Origin of the sequence: Limimaricola sp. AA108-03 (assembly GCF_050847355.1) — a bacterium.
Taxonomy (GTDB): domain Bacteria; phylum Pseudomonadota; class Alphaproteobacteria; order Rhodobacterales; family Rhodobacteraceae; genus Limimaricola.
In genome coordinates this window covers 44,756-59,766 of sequence record NZ_CP193755.1, presented here as the reverse complement: position 1 = coordinate 59,766, position 15,011 = coordinate 44,756, and the positions used below count along the sequence as shown (strand labels likewise).

Annotated in this window: 16 protein-coding genes; 8 read left to right on the top strand and 8 right to left on the bottom strand. The window is 65.6% G+C overall.

Annotation, left to right across the window (positions count from 1 at the left end; genetic code table 11):
* The first annotated feature begins 188 nt into the window (after window positions 1-188).
* Together arfB and ACRAQ3_RS00290 are read left to right on the top strand one after the other, a co-directional pair.
* Window positions 189-599, top strand: a complete 411-nt coding sequence (gene arfB / locus ACRAQ3_RS00295; protein ID WP_432255273.1) for an alternative ribosome rescue aminoacyl-tRNA hydrolase ArfB — start codon at window positions 189-191, stop codon at window positions 597-599.
* Between the two features lie 377 nt (window positions 600-976).
* Window positions 977-1,825, top strand: a complete 849-nt coding sequence (locus ACRAQ3_RS00290) for an SDH family Clp fold serine proteinase (RefSeq protein WP_432255272.1) — start codon at window positions 977-979, stop codon at window positions 1,823-1,825.
* Window positions 1,826-1,836: 11 nt separating this feature from the next.
* Here ACRAQ3_RS00290 and ACRAQ3_RS00285 read toward each other — a convergent pair whose 3' ends face one another.
* The 6 genes from ACRAQ3_RS00285 to ACRAQ3_RS00260 form a co-directional block, all read right to left on the bottom strand.
* On the bottom strand, window positions 1,837-2,076 hold the full coding sequence (locus tag ACRAQ3_RS00285) for an Lrp/AsnC ligand binding domain-containing protein (protein ID WP_432255271.1): 240 nt from the start codon (window positions 2,074-2,076) through the stop codon (window positions 1,837-1,839).
* A gap of 8 nt (window positions 2,077-2,084) precedes the next feature.
* Window positions 2,085-3,374: a nicotinate phosphoribosyltransferase gene (gene pncB / locus ACRAQ3_RS00280; RefSeq protein ID WP_432256307.1), complete on the bottom strand. Its 1,290-nt coding sequence runs from the start codon at window positions 3,372-3,374 to the stop codon at window positions 2,085-2,087.
* Window positions 3,371-3,973 (bottom strand): bifunctional nicotinamidase/pyrazinamidase, encoded by a 603-nt coding sequence (pncA, locus tag ACRAQ3_RS00275; protein ID WP_432255270.1) that lies wholly within the window; start codon window positions 3,971-3,973, stop codon window positions 3,371-3,373. The genes pncB and pncA overlap by 4 nt, the downstream gene beginning before the upstream one ends.
* Before the next feature lie 50 nt (window positions 3,974-4,023).
* Window positions 4,024-5,076: a tRNA 2-selenouridine(34) synthase MnmH gene (gene mnmH / locus ACRAQ3_RS00270; RefSeq protein ID WP_269395460.1), complete on the bottom strand. Its 1,053-nt coding sequence runs from the start codon at window positions 5,074-5,076 to the stop codon at window positions 4,024-4,026.
* A gap of 212 nt (window positions 5,077-5,288) precedes the next feature.
* Window positions 5,289-6,884, bottom strand: a complete 1,596-nt coding sequence (gene serA / locus ACRAQ3_RS00265; protein ID WP_085895111.1) for a phosphoglycerate dehydrogenase — start codon at window positions 6,882-6,884, stop codon at window positions 5,289-5,291.
* A gap of 81 nt (window positions 6,885-6,965) precedes the next feature.
* Complete coding sequence (locus ACRAQ3_RS00260) at window positions 6,966-8,120, bottom strand: phosphoserine transaminase (RefSeq protein ID WP_432255269.1); 1,155 nt, start codon at window positions 8,118-8,120, stop codon at window positions 6,966-6,968.
* 159 nt (window positions 8,121-8,279) lie between these two features.
* Between ACRAQ3_RS00260 and serB the strand changes: the two genes are divergently transcribed.
* Both serB and ACRAQ3_RS00250 read left to right on the top strand, forming a co-directional pair.
* Window positions 8,280-9,152, top strand: coding sequence for a phosphoserine phosphatase SerB (gene serB / locus ACRAQ3_RS00255; protein WP_432255268.1), 873 nt, complete (start codon window positions 8,280-8,282; stop codon window positions 9,150-9,152).
* A 143-nt stretch (window positions 9,153-9,295) separates the two neighbouring features.
* The gene (locus tag ACRAQ3_RS00250; RefSeq protein WP_432255267.1) at window positions 9,296-9,622 is read left to right on the top strand and encodes a YciI family protein; all 327 of its coding nucleotides are present in this window, start codon (window positions 9,296-9,298) and stop codon (window positions 9,620-9,622) included.
* 122 nt (window positions 9,623-9,744) lie between these two features.
* Here the strand turns inward: ACRAQ3_RS00250 and ACRAQ3_RS00245 are convergent, their stop codons facing one another.
* On the bottom strand, window positions 9,745-10,782 hold the full coding sequence (locus ACRAQ3_RS00245; protein WP_432255266.1) for an asparaginase: 1,038 nt from the start codon (window positions 10,780-10,782) through the stop codon (window positions 9,745-9,747).
* 224 nt (window positions 10,783-11,006) lie between these two features.
* On the opposite strand from ACRAQ3_RS00245, the gene ACRAQ3_RS00240 reads away from it, so the two are divergent.
* From ACRAQ3_RS00240 to ACRAQ3_RS00225, 4 genes are all read left to right on the top strand, one after another.
* The gene (locus ACRAQ3_RS00240; RefSeq protein ID WP_269395455.1) at window positions 11,007-11,546 is read left to right on the top strand and encodes an invasion associated locus B family protein; all 540 of its coding nucleotides are present in this window, start codon (window positions 11,007-11,009) and stop codon (window positions 11,544-11,546) included.
* Between the two features lie 111 nt (window positions 11,547-11,657).
* Complete coding sequence (gene rlmN / locus ACRAQ3_RS00235; RefSeq protein ID WP_432255265.1) at window positions 11,658-12,833, top strand: 23S rRNA (adenine(2503)-C(2))-methyltransferase RlmN; 1,176 nt, start codon at window positions 11,658-11,660, stop codon at window positions 12,831-12,833.
* 36 nt (window positions 12,834-12,869) lie between these two features.
* On the top strand, window positions 12,870-13,670 hold the full coding sequence (locus ACRAQ3_RS00230) for a hypothetical protein (RefSeq protein ID WP_432255264.1): 801 nt from the start codon (window positions 12,870-12,872) through the stop codon (window positions 13,668-13,670).
* 59 nt (window positions 13,671-13,729) lie between these two features.
* Window positions 13,730-13,942 carry a DUF2945 domain-containing protein gene (locus tag ACRAQ3_RS00225; RefSeq protein WP_432255263.1) on the top strand — a complete coding sequence of 71 codons (213 nt, stop codon included), beginning with the start codon at window positions 13,730-13,732 and terminating at the stop codon, window positions 13,940-13,942.
* Between the two features lie 128 nt (window positions 13,943-14,070).
* On the opposite strand, the gene ACRAQ3_RS00220 is transcribed toward ACRAQ3_RS00225, so the two are convergent.
* Window positions 14,071-14,922: a TIGR00730 family Rossman fold protein gene (locus ACRAQ3_RS00220; RefSeq protein ID WP_085895119.1), complete on the bottom strand. Its 852-nt coding sequence runs from the start codon at window positions 14,920-14,922 to the stop codon at window positions 14,071-14,073.
* Between the last annotated feature and the right edge of the window lie 89 nt (window positions 14,923-15,011).

Below are 15,011 nucleotides of genomic sequence, written 5' to 3'. Positions count from 1 at the left end.
AATGTGTCGGGACAGCTTGGGAGGCGCGCGGCTGAGGCAGCCCTCGGGCGCACACCCCCCAGGTGGATCACGGTCTAACCGACCCACCTCCTGATCTTCGAAGGGTCGTTCCCAGTTCGCCGGGGACGACCCTTTTTGTATGTCGCGCGGCCCCGCGCTATCTGGGGCGCAGGGCTTTGGAGGCAGGCATGCTAAGGATCGACGACCGCATCACGATCGAGGATTGGGAGCTGACCGAGCAGTTCACCCGTGCCTCCGGCCCCGGCGGCCAGAACGTCAACAAGGTCAGCACCGCTGTCGAGCTACGCTTCGAGGCGGAACGCTCGCCCAACCTCCCCGACCCGGTGAAGCGGCGGCTGAAGCGCCTCGCGGGGCGGCGCTGGACCAATGACGGCGCGGTGGTGATCTTCGTGCAGGACACCCGCCACCAGCCCCGCAACCGCGAGATCGCCCGCGAGCGGCTGGCCGAGCTGATCGCCAAGGCTGTCGAGGTGCCGAAGCGGCGGATTCCGACCAAGCCCACCAAGGGGTCTGTGCGGCGGCGGCTGGAGGCGAAGAAGCAGCGGGGCGAGGTGAAGGCGCTGCGGCGCACGCCTTGACCAAGTAACCTCGCCACCGGTTTGTTCAAAATCTGGTGATCGCCTCCGTAGAAGTCACAATTCACAACTTTAAGCAGGTCTGACCCTCCAAAACTCTCTTGTTGTTGCTGGAAGTCAGGTTAGATAGACCGAGAAGTTAGGAGAGAATCAATGCCTCCTATGGATTAGATACTAGCTGTCAAGGTCAGATTTTGGTAGCGTATCACGGGAAGCGGAGAGGGTTTCAAACATGTTCGTAGTCTACAAAGGCAACCGGAGAGCGAATCACACGGAAGAGTTGACAACTCCGCCGAGAAAACAGACTCTAACTACACCTGAGTATGACACAGCGCTTGAGTCATCTTTTGTGTTCAGCGCAGAGAGATCTGGATTCTATAATGTCCGAAGCCCCCAATCGGAAACTCCGAAATCAGTTTCCAAGAAGCTTAGCACTCCCGTCGCAATCTTCTAAGTTTTGGGCTAAAGAAAAAGATCGATACATTCGACAACTCCTCATTGCCGATATTGAAGAGATAACTGGTCGAGAAGCTGTCGTCTACTTTGCTCGACTTAGCGAAGGAATTAATCACTCCGATCCCGATGATCTGTCGGAAGTGATTGATGGAATAGAAACAGACGATATAGACCTCATTATACAGACTCCAGGGGGATCTGTAGATGCTGTCGAAAAGTTCGTCACTGTTCTTCGGCAACGAGTAAAATCTTATCGTGTCATCGTGCCAAGCCTAGCAAAGTCTGGCGGCACGGTGATTGCGATGTCTTCTGAGAAAATTCTCTTCGGTGTAACGTCTGAACTTGGACCCATCGACCCCCAGTTCGTGCTTCCCGAACTGGGGCCTGTGCCATGCCAATTCATTGCAGATGACCAAACCCAACCGCCGATTTTGAGATCTATGGCGAAGTCGGCAGTGGATAGGATGGGCCAGTTGGCCGAAAAGATTTTGTCTGAGGGCATGCTGAAGGACAAAGATCCCGCCGCCATTAAAGAAGTTATTCAAAAAATATCATCCTCAGACACCTACAATTCGCATGGGGCAGTAATCGACTTCTCGGAGGCCCAAGAGCTTGGCTTGTCTGTCGAATGGCTCGACCCAAACGGGGACCTTTGGCGCCGGATATGGCTGCTAAATTGCTGCTATGACCATGACGTGAAAGTTTCTGGGGTCGGAAAGATATTGGAGGGGGGCAATAATAGTATCGCCCGCCCCGTTTCTTACTCTTACTGAAACGTTGACGGTCAGAACACCCGGAACGTCTGCGTCGTCAGCGTCCGCTCGATGCCTTCGATGCCCATCAGCTGCTCGTTGAGATACATGCCGATATCCTCGCCCTCAGGGACGTAGATCTTCACCAGCAGGTCGAAGGCACCCGAGGTCGAATACAGCTCGGAATGGATCTCCTTGAGCGCGATGGCGTCGGCCACCTTGTAGGTGGTGCCGGGCTTGCAGCGGATCTGGACGAAGAGCGGGAGCGACATGGCGGACCTCAGACGGTGACGGGGATGGGGGATTGCGGGCCGACGCCGAAGACGCGCTTGTAGCGGGCGATCTCGGCCTCGGGGCCCATCGCCTTCTCGGGGTTGTCGGAGAGCTTCACGGTTGGGCGACCTTCGGCCGCGACGGCCTTGCAGACGAGGGAGAAGGGCGCGAGCGCGTCGCCGGCCAGACCCTTGAAGTCGTTGGTCAGCATCGTGCCCCAGCCGAAGCTCACCTTCACGCGGCCCGAGAAGCGCGCGTGCAGTTCGAGGATCTTCTCGGCGTCGAGACCGTCGGAGAAGATCACCAGCTTTTCGCGCGGGTCCTCGCCGCGCTCCTGCCACCAGCGGATCGCGGTTTCTGCGCCCGTGGCCGGGTCGCCAGAGTCGATGCGGATGCCGGTCCAGCCGGCGAGCCAGTCGGGCGCGCGGCGCAGGAATCCTTCGGTGCCGTAGGTGTCGGGCAGGATGATGCGCAGATTTCCCTCATGCTCCTCATGCCAGTCGGCGAGCACCTTGTAGGGCGCCTCGGCCAGCTCGGCATCGCTGTCGGCCAGCGCGGCATAGACCATCGGCAACTCATGCGCGTTGGTGCCGATCGCCTCGAGGTCGCGGTTCTTGGCGATCAGGCAGTTCGAGGTGCCGGCGAAACTGTCGCCCATGCCCTCGATCATCGCCTGCACGCACCAGTCCTGCCAGAGGAAGGAATGGCGGCGGCGGGTGCCGAAATCGGCGATCCTGAGGCCGGGCGTGCCGCGCAGACGCTCGACCTTTTCCCAGGTGCGGGTCATGGCGCGGGCGTAGAGCACCTGGAGCTCGAACCGGCCCATCCGCCCGAGCACCGCGCGCGAGCGCAGCTCCATGAGGACCGCGAGCGCCGGGATCTCCCACAGCATCACCTCGGGCCAGTCCCCCTCGAAGGTCAGCTCGTATTGCCCGTCGCGCTTCTCGAGGTGGTAGGGCGGCAGGCGCAGCCCCTCGAACCACTCCATGAAGTCGGGCCGGAACATCTGCCGCTTGCCGTAGAAGGTATTGCCGCGCAGCCATGTGCTCTCGCCCCGGGTGAGCGAGAGCGAGCGGATATGGTCGAGCTGCTCGCGCAGCTCCCCCTCGTCGATCAGCTCGGCGAGGCGGATCGACTTGGTGCGGTTGATGAGGGAGAAGGTGACCTGCGTGGTCGGGTGGTTGCGAAACACCGACTGGCACATCAGCAGCTTGTAGAAATCGGTGTCGATCAGCGAGCGGACGATCGGGTCGATCTTCCACTTGTGGTTCCAGACGCGGGTGGCGATATCCATCAGCCCAGCACCACGCCGGCGTCGCGCATCGCCTGCCGCGCCGCCCCGAGGCTGCCGTCGAGGTCGATGCCGCGCGAGAGGTGTTCGATCACCGTGACATCGTAGCCGAGCCTGGCGCCGTCGAGCGCCGAGTAGTTCACGCAGAAATCCATGGCGAGGCCGGCCAGCGTGATCGCGGTGATGCCGCGCTCGGACAGGTAGCCGTGCAGGCCGGTCGGCGTAGCATGGTCGTTCTCGAAGAAGGCCGAGTAGCTGTCGATCTCGCGCCGGAACCCCTTGCGGATGATCAGGTCTGCGTCGGTCCGCAGGTCGGGGTGAAAGAGCGCGCCGGGGCTGCCCTGCACGCAGTGGTCGGGCCAGAGAACCTGTGGCCCGTAGGGCATCTCGGTCATCGACATCGGCGCCGCGCCCTCGTGCTGGCTCGCGAATGAGAGGTGATCGGCCGGGTGCCAGTCCTGCGTCAGCACCACGGCGCGGAATTCCTCCATCAGCGCGTTGATGCCGAGGACGATGGTGTCGCCCTCGGCCACGGCCAGCGCGCCGCCGGGGCAGAAGTCGTTCTGCATGTCGATGACGATCAATGCCTCGTTGGCGGGGCGCATGGGCTTTTCCTCCGGTCTTTCATCCGAGGTAAGCCCCCCGCCGCCCAGCGTCAAATGTCGCGCATCGCCGCCGCGATCGCGTCGGCCGCGCGTGTCAGCCCCTCGGCGTCGAGCGTCCCGGCCTCGACATGGGCGGCGAAGACCGGCGCATGCGCGGCGCGCGAGCGGGCATAGGCGGGGTCGTAATGCTCGACCATCAGCGCCGCCGACAGCTCGACCATGCGGCCCTCGGCCAGAAGCTTCTGCCAGCCATCGACCACCGCGTGACCGCGATGCGCGCGCAGCTGGTCGAGGAGATGCGACAGCCGCGCGGGATCGGCGCTGACATCCTCGTATTGCCGCGCGAGGAACTCGGCGCGTGCCCCGATCGGCGCGGTGATCTCGATGCGCGGCGCGCGGGTCATCAGCGCCCAGAGCGACGGCGGCAGGGTGATGCGGCCGATCTTGGAGCTTTCGGCCTCGACCAGCACCGGGCGTTCGGGGTCGAGCCGGGCCAGACGCGCCGCCAGCGCGCTCTCGAAACCCTTCTGCGCGGGCTGCTCGTCCGGATCGCCCCCGAGGAGCGAGCCGCGATGGTTGGCCAGCCCCTCGAGGTCGAGCACCTGCCCGCCCCGCGCCTCGACCAGCGGCAGCAACGCCGTCTTGGCGGTGCCGGTGAAGCCGTCGAGCAGCACGAGACGATGCGGCAACGCCGTCTCGTAGAGCGCATCATGCACCAGCCTGCGCCATGTCTGGTAGCCGCCCTCGACCACCTCGGCGCGCCAGCCGATCTGGGTCAGGATCGAGGCGAAGGAGTTCGACCGCTGCCCGCCGCGCCAACAATAGACCAAGGGCTTCCAGCGATATTCCCGGTCCGCCAGCGGCCCCGCGATATGCGCGGCGGCGTTGCGCGCCACGATCGCCGCGCCGATCTTGCGCGCGTCGAAGGGCGAGACCTGCTTGTAGATCGTGCCGACCTCGGCGCGCTCGGCGTTGGACAGCACCGGCAGGCTGATCGCGCCGGGCACGTGGTCCTCGGCGAATTCGGCGGGGCTGCGCACGTCGATCACGTCGTCGAAGCCGTGATCGAGAAAGGCGGGGATGGTGTCGAAGCGGGTGCTCATGCGGGTCTCTCTACAGCCCTCGCGTTCAGGCGGGAAGCGGCGCGCCGACCGCGAGGGCGGGATCTGCGTATCTGGAGACAGATGAACCGAGAAGCGCGCCTCCCCTTTCATCTTTCTTCAAATACGCAATCCGGAACACAGGGGTCGGGAACGACGAAGGGGCCGCGGCGTGCAACCGCAGCCCCCCCCTGCCCCCGTCCCTCGCGGGCGGATTATTCCTCGACGTCGAAGGTCAGCGCCTTTACCTGCTGGAACTTGCCGGTGTCGCGCAGCTTCTGCAGCACCTCCTCGGAGACCGCCTCGTCGGCGTAGAGGATGGCGATGGCCTCGCCCGCGCGCTGGTTCCGGCCGAGGGTGAAGTTGGCGATGTTGACGCCGTTCTCGCCCATCATGGTGCCCAGCACGCCGATGATGCCCGGCACGTCCTGATTGGTGGTGTAGACCATGTGGCGGCCGATCTCGGCGTCGATGTTGATGCCCTTGATCTGGATGAAGCGCGGCTTGCCGTCCGAGAACACCGTGCCCGCGACCGAGCGCTCGCGCTTTTCGGTGACGACCGTGACCTTGACGTAGCCTTCGAAGGTGCCGGACTGGTCCTGCTTGGTGGTCGAGATCTGGATGCCGCGTTCCTTGGCGATCACCGGGGCGGAGACCATGTTCACGTCCGGATTCACCTTGCGCATGATGCCCGCGACCAGCGCCGAGTTCAGCGCCGCGAGGTTCATCTCCGAGACGACGCCGTCATAGAGGATGTTGATCGCCTTGATCGGCTCATCGGTCATCTGGCCGATGAAGTTGCCCAGATGGCCCGACAGGCCGATCCACGGGCCCATGATCTTCGCTTCCTCGGCGGTGATCGAGGGCATGTTGATCGCGTTGGTGACGGCACCGGTCAGCAAATAGTCCGACATCTGCTCGGCCACTTGCAGCGCCACGTTCTCCTGCGCCTCGGTGGTGGCGGCACCCAGATGCGGGGTAACGACGACGTTGGGCAGGTTGAACAGCGGCGAGTTCGTCGCCGGCTCCTCGGCGAAGACGTCGAAGGCAGCGCCGGCGACGCGGCCTTCGGTGATCGCCTCGGCCAGAGCCGCCTCGTCGACGAGACCGCCGCGGGCGCAGTTGACGATGCGCACGCCGGGCTTGAGCTTGGCGATGTTTTCCTTGGACAGGATGTTCTTCGTCTGATCGGTCAGCGGCACATGCAGCGTGATGAAGTCGGCGCGCTTGAGCAGCTCGTCCAGTTCCAGCTTCTCGACGCCGATCTCGGTGGCGCGCTCTTCCGACAGGAAGGGGTCATAGGCCACGACCTTCATCTTGAGGCCATGCGCGCGGTCGATCACGATCGAGCCGATATTGCCGGCGCCGATCACGCCCAGCGTCTTGCCGGTGACCTCGACGCCCATGAAGCGCGACTTTTCCCACTTGCCCGCATGGGTCGAGGCGTTGGCCTCGGGGATCTGGCGGGCGACGGCCATCAGCATCGAGATCGCGTGCTCGGCGGTGGTGATCGAGTTGCCGAAGGGCGTGTTCATCACGATGATGCCCTTCTTCGACGCCGCCGGGATGTCGACATTGTCGACGCCGATGCCGGCGCGGCCGATCACCTTGAGGTTGGTCGCGGCCTCGATCAGCTTCTCGGTGGCCTTGGTGGCCGAACGGATCGCGAGGCCGTCGTAGTTGCCGATGATCTCGGCCAGCTTTTCCTTGTCCTTGCCGAGCTTCGGCTGGAAATCGACCTCGATGCCGCGATCGCGGAAAATCTGCACGGCGGCGTCGGAGAGGGCGTCGGAGATGAGAACCTTGGGCATGGAATGCTCCTGTGGCGGTCGGACGGCTGGCGTCCGGGGAATAGGGAAGAAGGGGGCGCGTCAGCACGCCCCCGAAGGGGATCAGGCGGCTTCGGCCTGCGCCGCGATCTCGGCCTCGAAGGCCCAGTCGAGCCAGGGCATCAACGCCTCGAGATCGGCGGTCTCGACCGTGGCGCCGCACCAGATGCGCAGGCCCGCGGGCGCGTCGCGATAGGCGCCGATGTCGAGGGCCACGCCCTCCTTCTCGAGCCGCTTGGCGACGGCCTTGGCAAAAGCGGCCCCGTCCTTGATGCGCTCATCGGTGAATTTCAGGCAGACCGAGGTATTCGAGCGGGTCGCCTCGTCCTCGGCGAGGTTGGCGATCCACGGCCGCGCGTCGCAGAAATCCCAGATCACCTTGGCGTTGGCGTCGGCGCGGGCCTTCAGCCCCTCCAGCCCGCCGACCTCACGACCCCAGGCCAGCGCCACGAGGTAATCCTCGACGCAGAGCATCGACGGCGTGTTGATGGTTTCGCCCTTGAAGATGCCCTCGATCAGCTTGCCGCCCTTGGTCATGCGGAAGATCTTCGGCAGCGGCCAAGCGGGGGTGTAGCTCTCCAGCCGCTCGACGGCGCGGGGGCTCAGGATCAGCATGCCATGCGCCGCTTCGCCGCCCATCACCTTCTGCCAGGAGAAGGTGGTGACGTCGAGCTTGTCCCAGGGCAGGTCCTGCGCGAAGGCGGCCGAGGTGGCGTCGCAGATGGTCAGGCCCGCGCGATCCGCCGGGATCGCGTCGCCGTTCGGTACCCGCACGCCCGAGGTGGTGCCGTTCCAGGTGAAGACGACGTCGGTGTCGTAATCGAGCGCGGCCATGTCGACGATCTGGCCGTAATCGGCGGTCTTCACCTCGGCGTCGATCTTGAGCTGCTTCACGACGTCGGTGACCCATCCCGCGCCGAAGCTTTCCCAGGCGACCATCGTGGCCTTGCGGGCGCCGAGCAACGACCACATCGCCATTTCGACGGCGCCGGTGTCCGAGGCGGGCACGATGCCGATGCGGTAATCGGCGGGCACGCCGAGGATCTCGCGCGTTTCCTCGATCGCGGCGGCGAGCTTAGACTTGCCGATGGCGGCGCGGTGCGAACGGCCGAGCGGTGCGTCGGAGAGCTTGTCGAGGCTCCAATGAGGGGGTTTGGCGCAGGGGCCGGAGGAAAAACGCGGATTCGACGGACGGGCGTCCGGAGTCGTTTTGACCATTGCTGGTATCCTTGCAGATAAGCGCCTCTCGTTGGGGAGAGGTGTCCCGCCGCCGCAGATACGCCCCCTCATGCGCTTTCACAACGGGGAAATTGCCGTTAAGGCAGCGCCAAACGTCGCAAGCGGGCCGTCCCGCGCCACTATCGGAAACTTTTCCCCATGTTCACCGCGCTCCTCCTCTCCGCCCCCGGCACCCGGCTCGACACGATTCTCGCCGAGAACCTGCGCAGCGCCTGGGGCGGCAGCGCGCTCGACTGGTTGTCGCCCGGCGAAGCGGCGGAGTTCGGTCTCCCGGCGATGCCGGACAATCGCTGGGACGTCTGGGCCGATCTGCAGCAGGCGCGCGTCGATCTGGTGATCCAGAAGACCGAGGGCCGCCGCAAGAAGATGCTGCTCGCCGACATGGACAGCACGATGATCCAGCAGGAATGCATCGATGAGCTGGCCGCCGAGGCCGGCGTCGGCGAACGCGTGGCCGAGATCACCAAGCGGGCGATGAATGGCGAGCTCGATTTCAAGGGCGCGCTGATCGAGCGCGTGGGCCTGCTCAAGGATCTCGACGAGGCGGTGATCGCCCGGGTGCTGGAAAGCCGCATCACCCATATGCCCGGCGGCCGCGAGCTGATCGCGACGATGAAGGCCCATGGCGGCCACGCGGCGCTGGTCTCCGGCGGCTTCACGGCCTTTACCGAGGTGGTGGCCGAGGCGCTGGGCTTTCACGAGCATCGCGCCAACACGCTGCTTGCCACGGGCGGCAAGCTCACCGGCGACGTGGCCCGTCCGATTCTCGGGCGCGAGGCCAAGGTGCAGGCGCTGCACGAGATCACCGCGCGGCTCGGCATCACGCCCGATGACGTCATCGCCGTGGGTGACGGGGCCAACGATCTCGGCATGCTCGGCCTCGCCGGGACCGGGGTGGCGCTGCACGCCAAGCCGGTGGTGGCCGAGCAATGCGAGGTCCGGGTGAACCACGGCGACCTGACGGCGCTGCTTTATATCCAGGGTTATCGCCGCGCCGAGTTCTCTGCCTGAGGGCACGGTTCTCCGCTCGGGCGCACAACCAAAGTTCACGTTTTGATCTTGCTCGAATCGCCGTCTCGTCGGAGACTGGGGGGCAAGGCAGGATCGGGCGTCGAAACCGGCGGGCAGCAGCCACCACAAGGGGGAAGATGGCCATGGCCGACAAGCGTTTCATGTATATCTATCACGGCGGCAGCGACATGCGGCAGCCAGAGACGGAAGAGGCCCGCAACGCTGAGATGGCACGCTGGCAAAGCTGGATGGACGGCATCCGCGACCATATCGCCGACGAGGGCGCGCCGGCCGGGAAATCGCACACGGTCAGCCGTGACGGCGTTGCCCATGACGGCGGACCGAACCCGGTCTTCGGCTACACGCTGGTCAATGCCACCGATATCGACGAGGCGATCGCGATGGCAAAGGATTGCCCGATGGTGCTCGACGGCGGCAGCATCGAGGTCTGCGAGGCGATGCAGATGTGAGCCTTGCGGCCGGCCCGGCGCTGTACGGGGCCGGCCGCGCGCGGTACGACCGCCGGGATTTGCGTATTTCCGGAACAAAGTTGCCGGCGATGGCCCTTCGGGCTGTCGCCGGGCGCTCTGGCTCAGCCAAGCAGCGCGGGCGCCGGGCGGATCGCGCCGACCTCGGTGCCGCGCCAGTTCCTGAGCATCGGCCGCATCCGCCTGACCGTGGCCGGATGCGCGGGATCGAGCACGCCGAGCCGTACCAGCAGCGCCGCGATGGCGCATTCGCTGGCCCGTGTGGTGCCGTCGGTGATCTTCACCGCGACCCCGAGCCGCTGCGCCGGGAGAATCGCCACGAAGACCCCCTCGGCCCCGGTCTTGATCGCAACGCCGTCCATCGCGCGCATCAACTCGGTGCAGGCGCGGCCCTCGCCCGCCACCAGTTCGGGATGCGCGACCATCGCCTCGCGCAGCCGCACCATCGCGCGCTCGCGGGCATCGCCACCGGGCCGCGCGGCGGAAAATCGCGCCATGGCACGTGCCAGCCCGGTCATCGATGTGGCGAAGTTTGGCGCCGAGCAGCCATCGATGCCGTAGAACGGGCTCGGTTCGCCGGTCACCTCCTCGAAGGCGGCGCGCACCGCCTGCTGCACCGGGTGATCGGGCCGCTCGTAATCCGGGCCGCCCCGGAGATGGCGGTTCAGGGTGAGAAAGCCCGCATGTTTGCCGGAGCAGTTGTTGTGAATCTGCCGGGGCGCGCCATGGGCGCGGATCAGCGCCTCGCGGGTCGGCTTGTCGCGCGGCGTCTCGGCGCCGCAGCGGTAATCCTCATCCGCGAATCCCTGACGCGCCAGCCATTCCGAGATCGGCCCGGAATGGATCGCCGCGCCCTGATGGCTGGCGCAGGCCAGCGCCAGTTCGCGCGGACCCAGCCCCGCCGCATCCGCCGCGCCGCTTTCGATCAGCGGCAGCGCCTGGATCATCTTGCACGACGAGCGCGGATAGATGATCGCCTGCGGATCACCCAGCGACCACGACACCCGGCCGTCGGCGTCGCAGATCACCGCATGCCCGCGATGCACGCTCTCGACGCGGTCGCCGCGCGTGACCTCCACCAGAACCGCGTCGTTCCGTGCAGGGCTTTCGATTTCGTGGTCGATCGGTTCCGTACCAAGCATCTGGTCCTCCGGCCATGAGCCACCCCGTGACAAATGCGCCACGGTTCCGGTCACGGAGGATCGCGCCCCTGTTTGGGCGGAGATCCGCGCAGACATGTGACCGCGCGGGGCTTTCCCACGGGACGGGAATCTTGATAAGCCTCTGGCTATCGAGTTGAACCCGCCCCTTCCAGTCGAAAAGGCGCCGGGGGCATCCACGAGGCCAGACAGCTGGAGGCTGCTAAATGATGTCACGACTTTTCCGCGCGTTCGGGTCCCTGACGGCAGGTGCGCTCATCGCCGCCGCCGCCACGAGCGCCGTCGCGCAGGAGGCGTCGAACCGCGTCGCCGCGGAAACCGATTGGAGCGTGTTTCAGGAAACCGATCCGGTCGAGTGCTTCGGCGTCTCGGCCCCCAAGAGCCAGCTCAATACCAAGGATGGCCAGCCGGTCACCGTCAATCGCGGCGAGACGCTGCTCTTCGTGTTCTACCGTCCGGCGCAGGGCGTGAACGGGCAGGTGACCTTCACCGGTGGTTACCCCTTCGCCTCCGGCTCCACCGTGACGCTCGAGGTGGGTGGGCAGGACTTCCAGCTCTTCACCGAGGGCGACTGGGCCTGGCCCGCGACGCCGCAGGACGACGCGGCCATCGTCGCGGCGATGAAGCGCGGCGCCGAGGCGACGCTGACCGGCATGTCGGGCCGCGGCACCCAGACCAAGGACACCTTCTCGCTCCTGGGCTTCACCGCCGCGGTGGACGAGGCGGCGAAACGCTGCACCAGCTGATTCCACGCCCTCCGGGGCATGGCATGTTATACAGAAGCGGGGCCGGTTTTCCTTGATGACCGGGCCCGCTTTCCCATATGAGCCGGGCACCCCCGGCCCCGAGGTACCCCGATGACCGCAACCGCCCCGATCACCCAGGACGTGATGACCATCCCGCGCAAGGCCGCCGAAGGGCTGCCGAACCTCGTCGGCATGCGCCGCGAGACGATGCGCGACGCGCTGATCGCGGCGGGCACGCCCGAGAAACAGGCGAAGATGCGGGTGAACCAGATCTGGCAGTGGATCTATCACTGGGGTGTGCGCAGCTTCGACGAGATGACCAACCTCGCCAAGCCCTATCGCGAGCTTCTGGCCGCCAACTTCACCATCGGCCTGCCCGAGATCGTCTCCAAGCAGGTTTCGACCGACGGCACCCGCAAATACCTCGTCCGGATCGCCGGGGGGCACGAGGTCGAGACCGTCTACATCCCCGAGGACGAGCGCGGCACGCTGTGCATCTCGTCTCAGGTGGGCTGCACCCTGACCTGCTCGTTCTGCCACACCGGCACCCAGAAGCTGGTGCGCAACCTGACGCCCGGCGAGATCATCGGCCAGGTGATGCTGGTGCGCGACGACCTCGCCGAGTGGCCGCGCCCCGGCGTGCCCAAGGAGGAGCGGCGGCTTCTGTCGAACATCGTGCTGATGGGCATGGGCGAGCCGCTCTACAATTTCGAAGGCGTGCGCGACGCGATGAAGATCGCCATGGATGGCGAGGGCATCGCCCTGTCACGCCGCCGGATCACGCTGTCGACCTCCGGCGTCGTGCCCGAGATCGCCCGCACCGCCGAAGAGATCGGCTGCATGCTCGCGGTCAGCTTCCACGCCACCACCGACGAGGTGCGCGACAAGCTGGTGCCGATCAACAAGAAGTGGAACATCGAGAAGCTCCTGGAGGCGCTCAGGGCCTATCCCAAGCTGTCGAACTCCGAGCGCATCACCTTCGAATACGTGATGCTCAAGGACGTGAACGACAGCGACGAGGATGCGCGGCGGCTGGTGAAGCTGATCGAGGGCATCCCGGCCAAGATCAACCTGATCCCCTTCAACGAATGGCCCGGCTCCCCCTATGAGCGGTCGTCCAACAACCGGATCCGCGCCTTCGCCGACATCATCTACAAGGCGGGCTATGCCAGCCCGATCCGCACGCCGCGCGGCGAGGACATCATGGCCGCCTGCGGCCAGCTCAAATCCGCGACCGAGCGCGCCCGCAAGAGCCGCGCCGAGATCGCGGCCGAAGTTCAGGGATAAGGCGCCGGACACACCGCGCCACGAGGGGAGAGAGCAGTGCAGATCAAGCTCAACGGGATCGAGTTCGAGGTGGCGGCGGTGGAGGGGAGCCTGCGCGAGGCGATCCTTTCCGACCCGGTGATCGCCAAGGCGGTCTGGCGCGACGTCTACGCCTGGGACGCAGGGGCGCAAGAGGGCAAGTTCACCGGCCCGGTGACCCAGACCGGAGCGATCCCGCTTGCCAACGGCATCTCCTTCTACGTGGCCCGCGGCGACGTGCTCGAGAAGAACGAGAGCGCGTCGAAAACCTCCGGCGAGCGGTTCCTGAAGGCGCTTGGCGTGAAATCGACCCTCGACGTGCTCAAGGCGATGGCGCGACTTCTGGGGATGCCGCAAAAGACCCTGCCCAAGGAGTTCGACCCGCTCAAGCCGGTGGCCTCCTACGCGCTCAAGATGCATGTGGAGCATTCGGTGCTGCGGCTGCGCAATGCCAGCCGCAACCTGCAGGCCTATCTGCTGCTGCCCGGCCAGGTCGGCTTTCACCACGAGATCACGGCGATCAAGGACCAAGAGGGCTATGACGCGCTGGTGGCCGAAAAGCCCGAATTGAAGACGCTGACGCCGCTGTTCCTCGTTCCTGCCCGCTCCAAGGCCAACCGCGAGATGCGCGCCACGGCGCTGATGGCGCAGACACGCGAACTGGCCGCGCAGGCGCAGGGCAAGACACCCGAAGAGTTGCCAGAGGCGCTGCGTATGCGGATCGGCCGCAATCAGGCCGAATTGCGCATGCTGTCGCAGGCCGCGGCGCAGGCGCGGGCCCAAGGCGGGCAGCAACCGGTGCGCCGCGCGACCGCCTGAGGCGGGAACATCCCTATCGTCGGGCCGTTGGCCGTGCATCCGTAACAGGAGGCACGGCCATGAGCTATTCCGAGGGCGACAAGGTGAAGTGGAACTGGGGCAACGGCACCGGGACCGGCAAGATCACCAAGGTCTATCACCAGAAGATCACCAAAACGATCTCGGGGGCCGAGATCACCCGGAACGCCAGCGAAGACGACCCCGCCTACCTGATCGAGCAGGAGGATGGCGACGAGGTGCTCAAGGGCCACTCCGAGGTTTCCAAGGCCTGAGGGGCGCGCGCATGGCCAATGCGACGCCATGCGTATTCTTGGAAAGATGAATTTGGGAGGCGCGCCCTATCCCGGGAGCGCCGCACCCTTTCATATTTCTTCAAATACGCAAATCCTGCGACTGGCCCCTACTCGTCCCGGCCCGGGATGTGTTCGCGACGCTCACCTGCATGGGTCCATGTGCGCATCGCCTCGAAGGCCTCCTCGGCGGTCTCCACGAACTTGAACAGCTGCAGGTCCTCGTCGGCGATGGTGCCGGCATCGGCCAGCGCCTGCCAGTCGACGATCTTCTCCCAGAAGGCACGGCCGAACAGCAGGAACGGCACCCGCTTCATCCGCCCGGTCTGGATCAGCGTCAGCGCCTCGAACAGCTCGTCGAGCGTGCCGAAGCCACCGGGGAACACGCACACCGCCTTGGCGCGCATCAGGAAATGCATCTTGCGGATCGCGAAGTAGTGGAAGTTGAACGCCAGCTCCGGCGTCACATAGGGGTTCGGCGCCTGCTCGTGCGGCAGCACGATGTTGAGGCCGACCGAACGGCCCCCCGCCTCCTGCGCGCCGCGATTGCCCGCCTCCATCACGCCGGGACCGCCGCCCGTGACGATGACGTTCTCGGTGCCGCCCGATTGCAGGGACCACTCGGTGACCCGGCGCGCGAATAGCCGCGCCTCCTCGTAGAAGGCCGACAGCTCCGCCAGCGTCTCGGTGCGGGCGGTGTGCTTCTTCGCGGGCTCGGGAATGCGGGCGCCGCCGAACAGCACCACGGTGGAGTTCACCCCGGCCTCGTTCATCAGCAGTTCGGGCTTGAGAAGCTCGAGCTGCCAGCGCACCGGGCGCAGATCGTCGCGCAGCAGGAACTGCTCGTCGGCAAAGGCCAGACGGTAGGAGGGCGACATGGTCTGCGGCGTCTGGGGCACCTGTCCTGCGGTGCGCTGGTCCTCTTGGCTGTCGCGCATCAGGTGTCGTCTGTCCTTGGTCATGCCGTTCCCTTACCCTGGGGCGCGTTGCGCCGATTGCCGCATCCGGTCTATAGCCGCCCCCGAGCCGCATCACAAACCGGAGCCCGCCC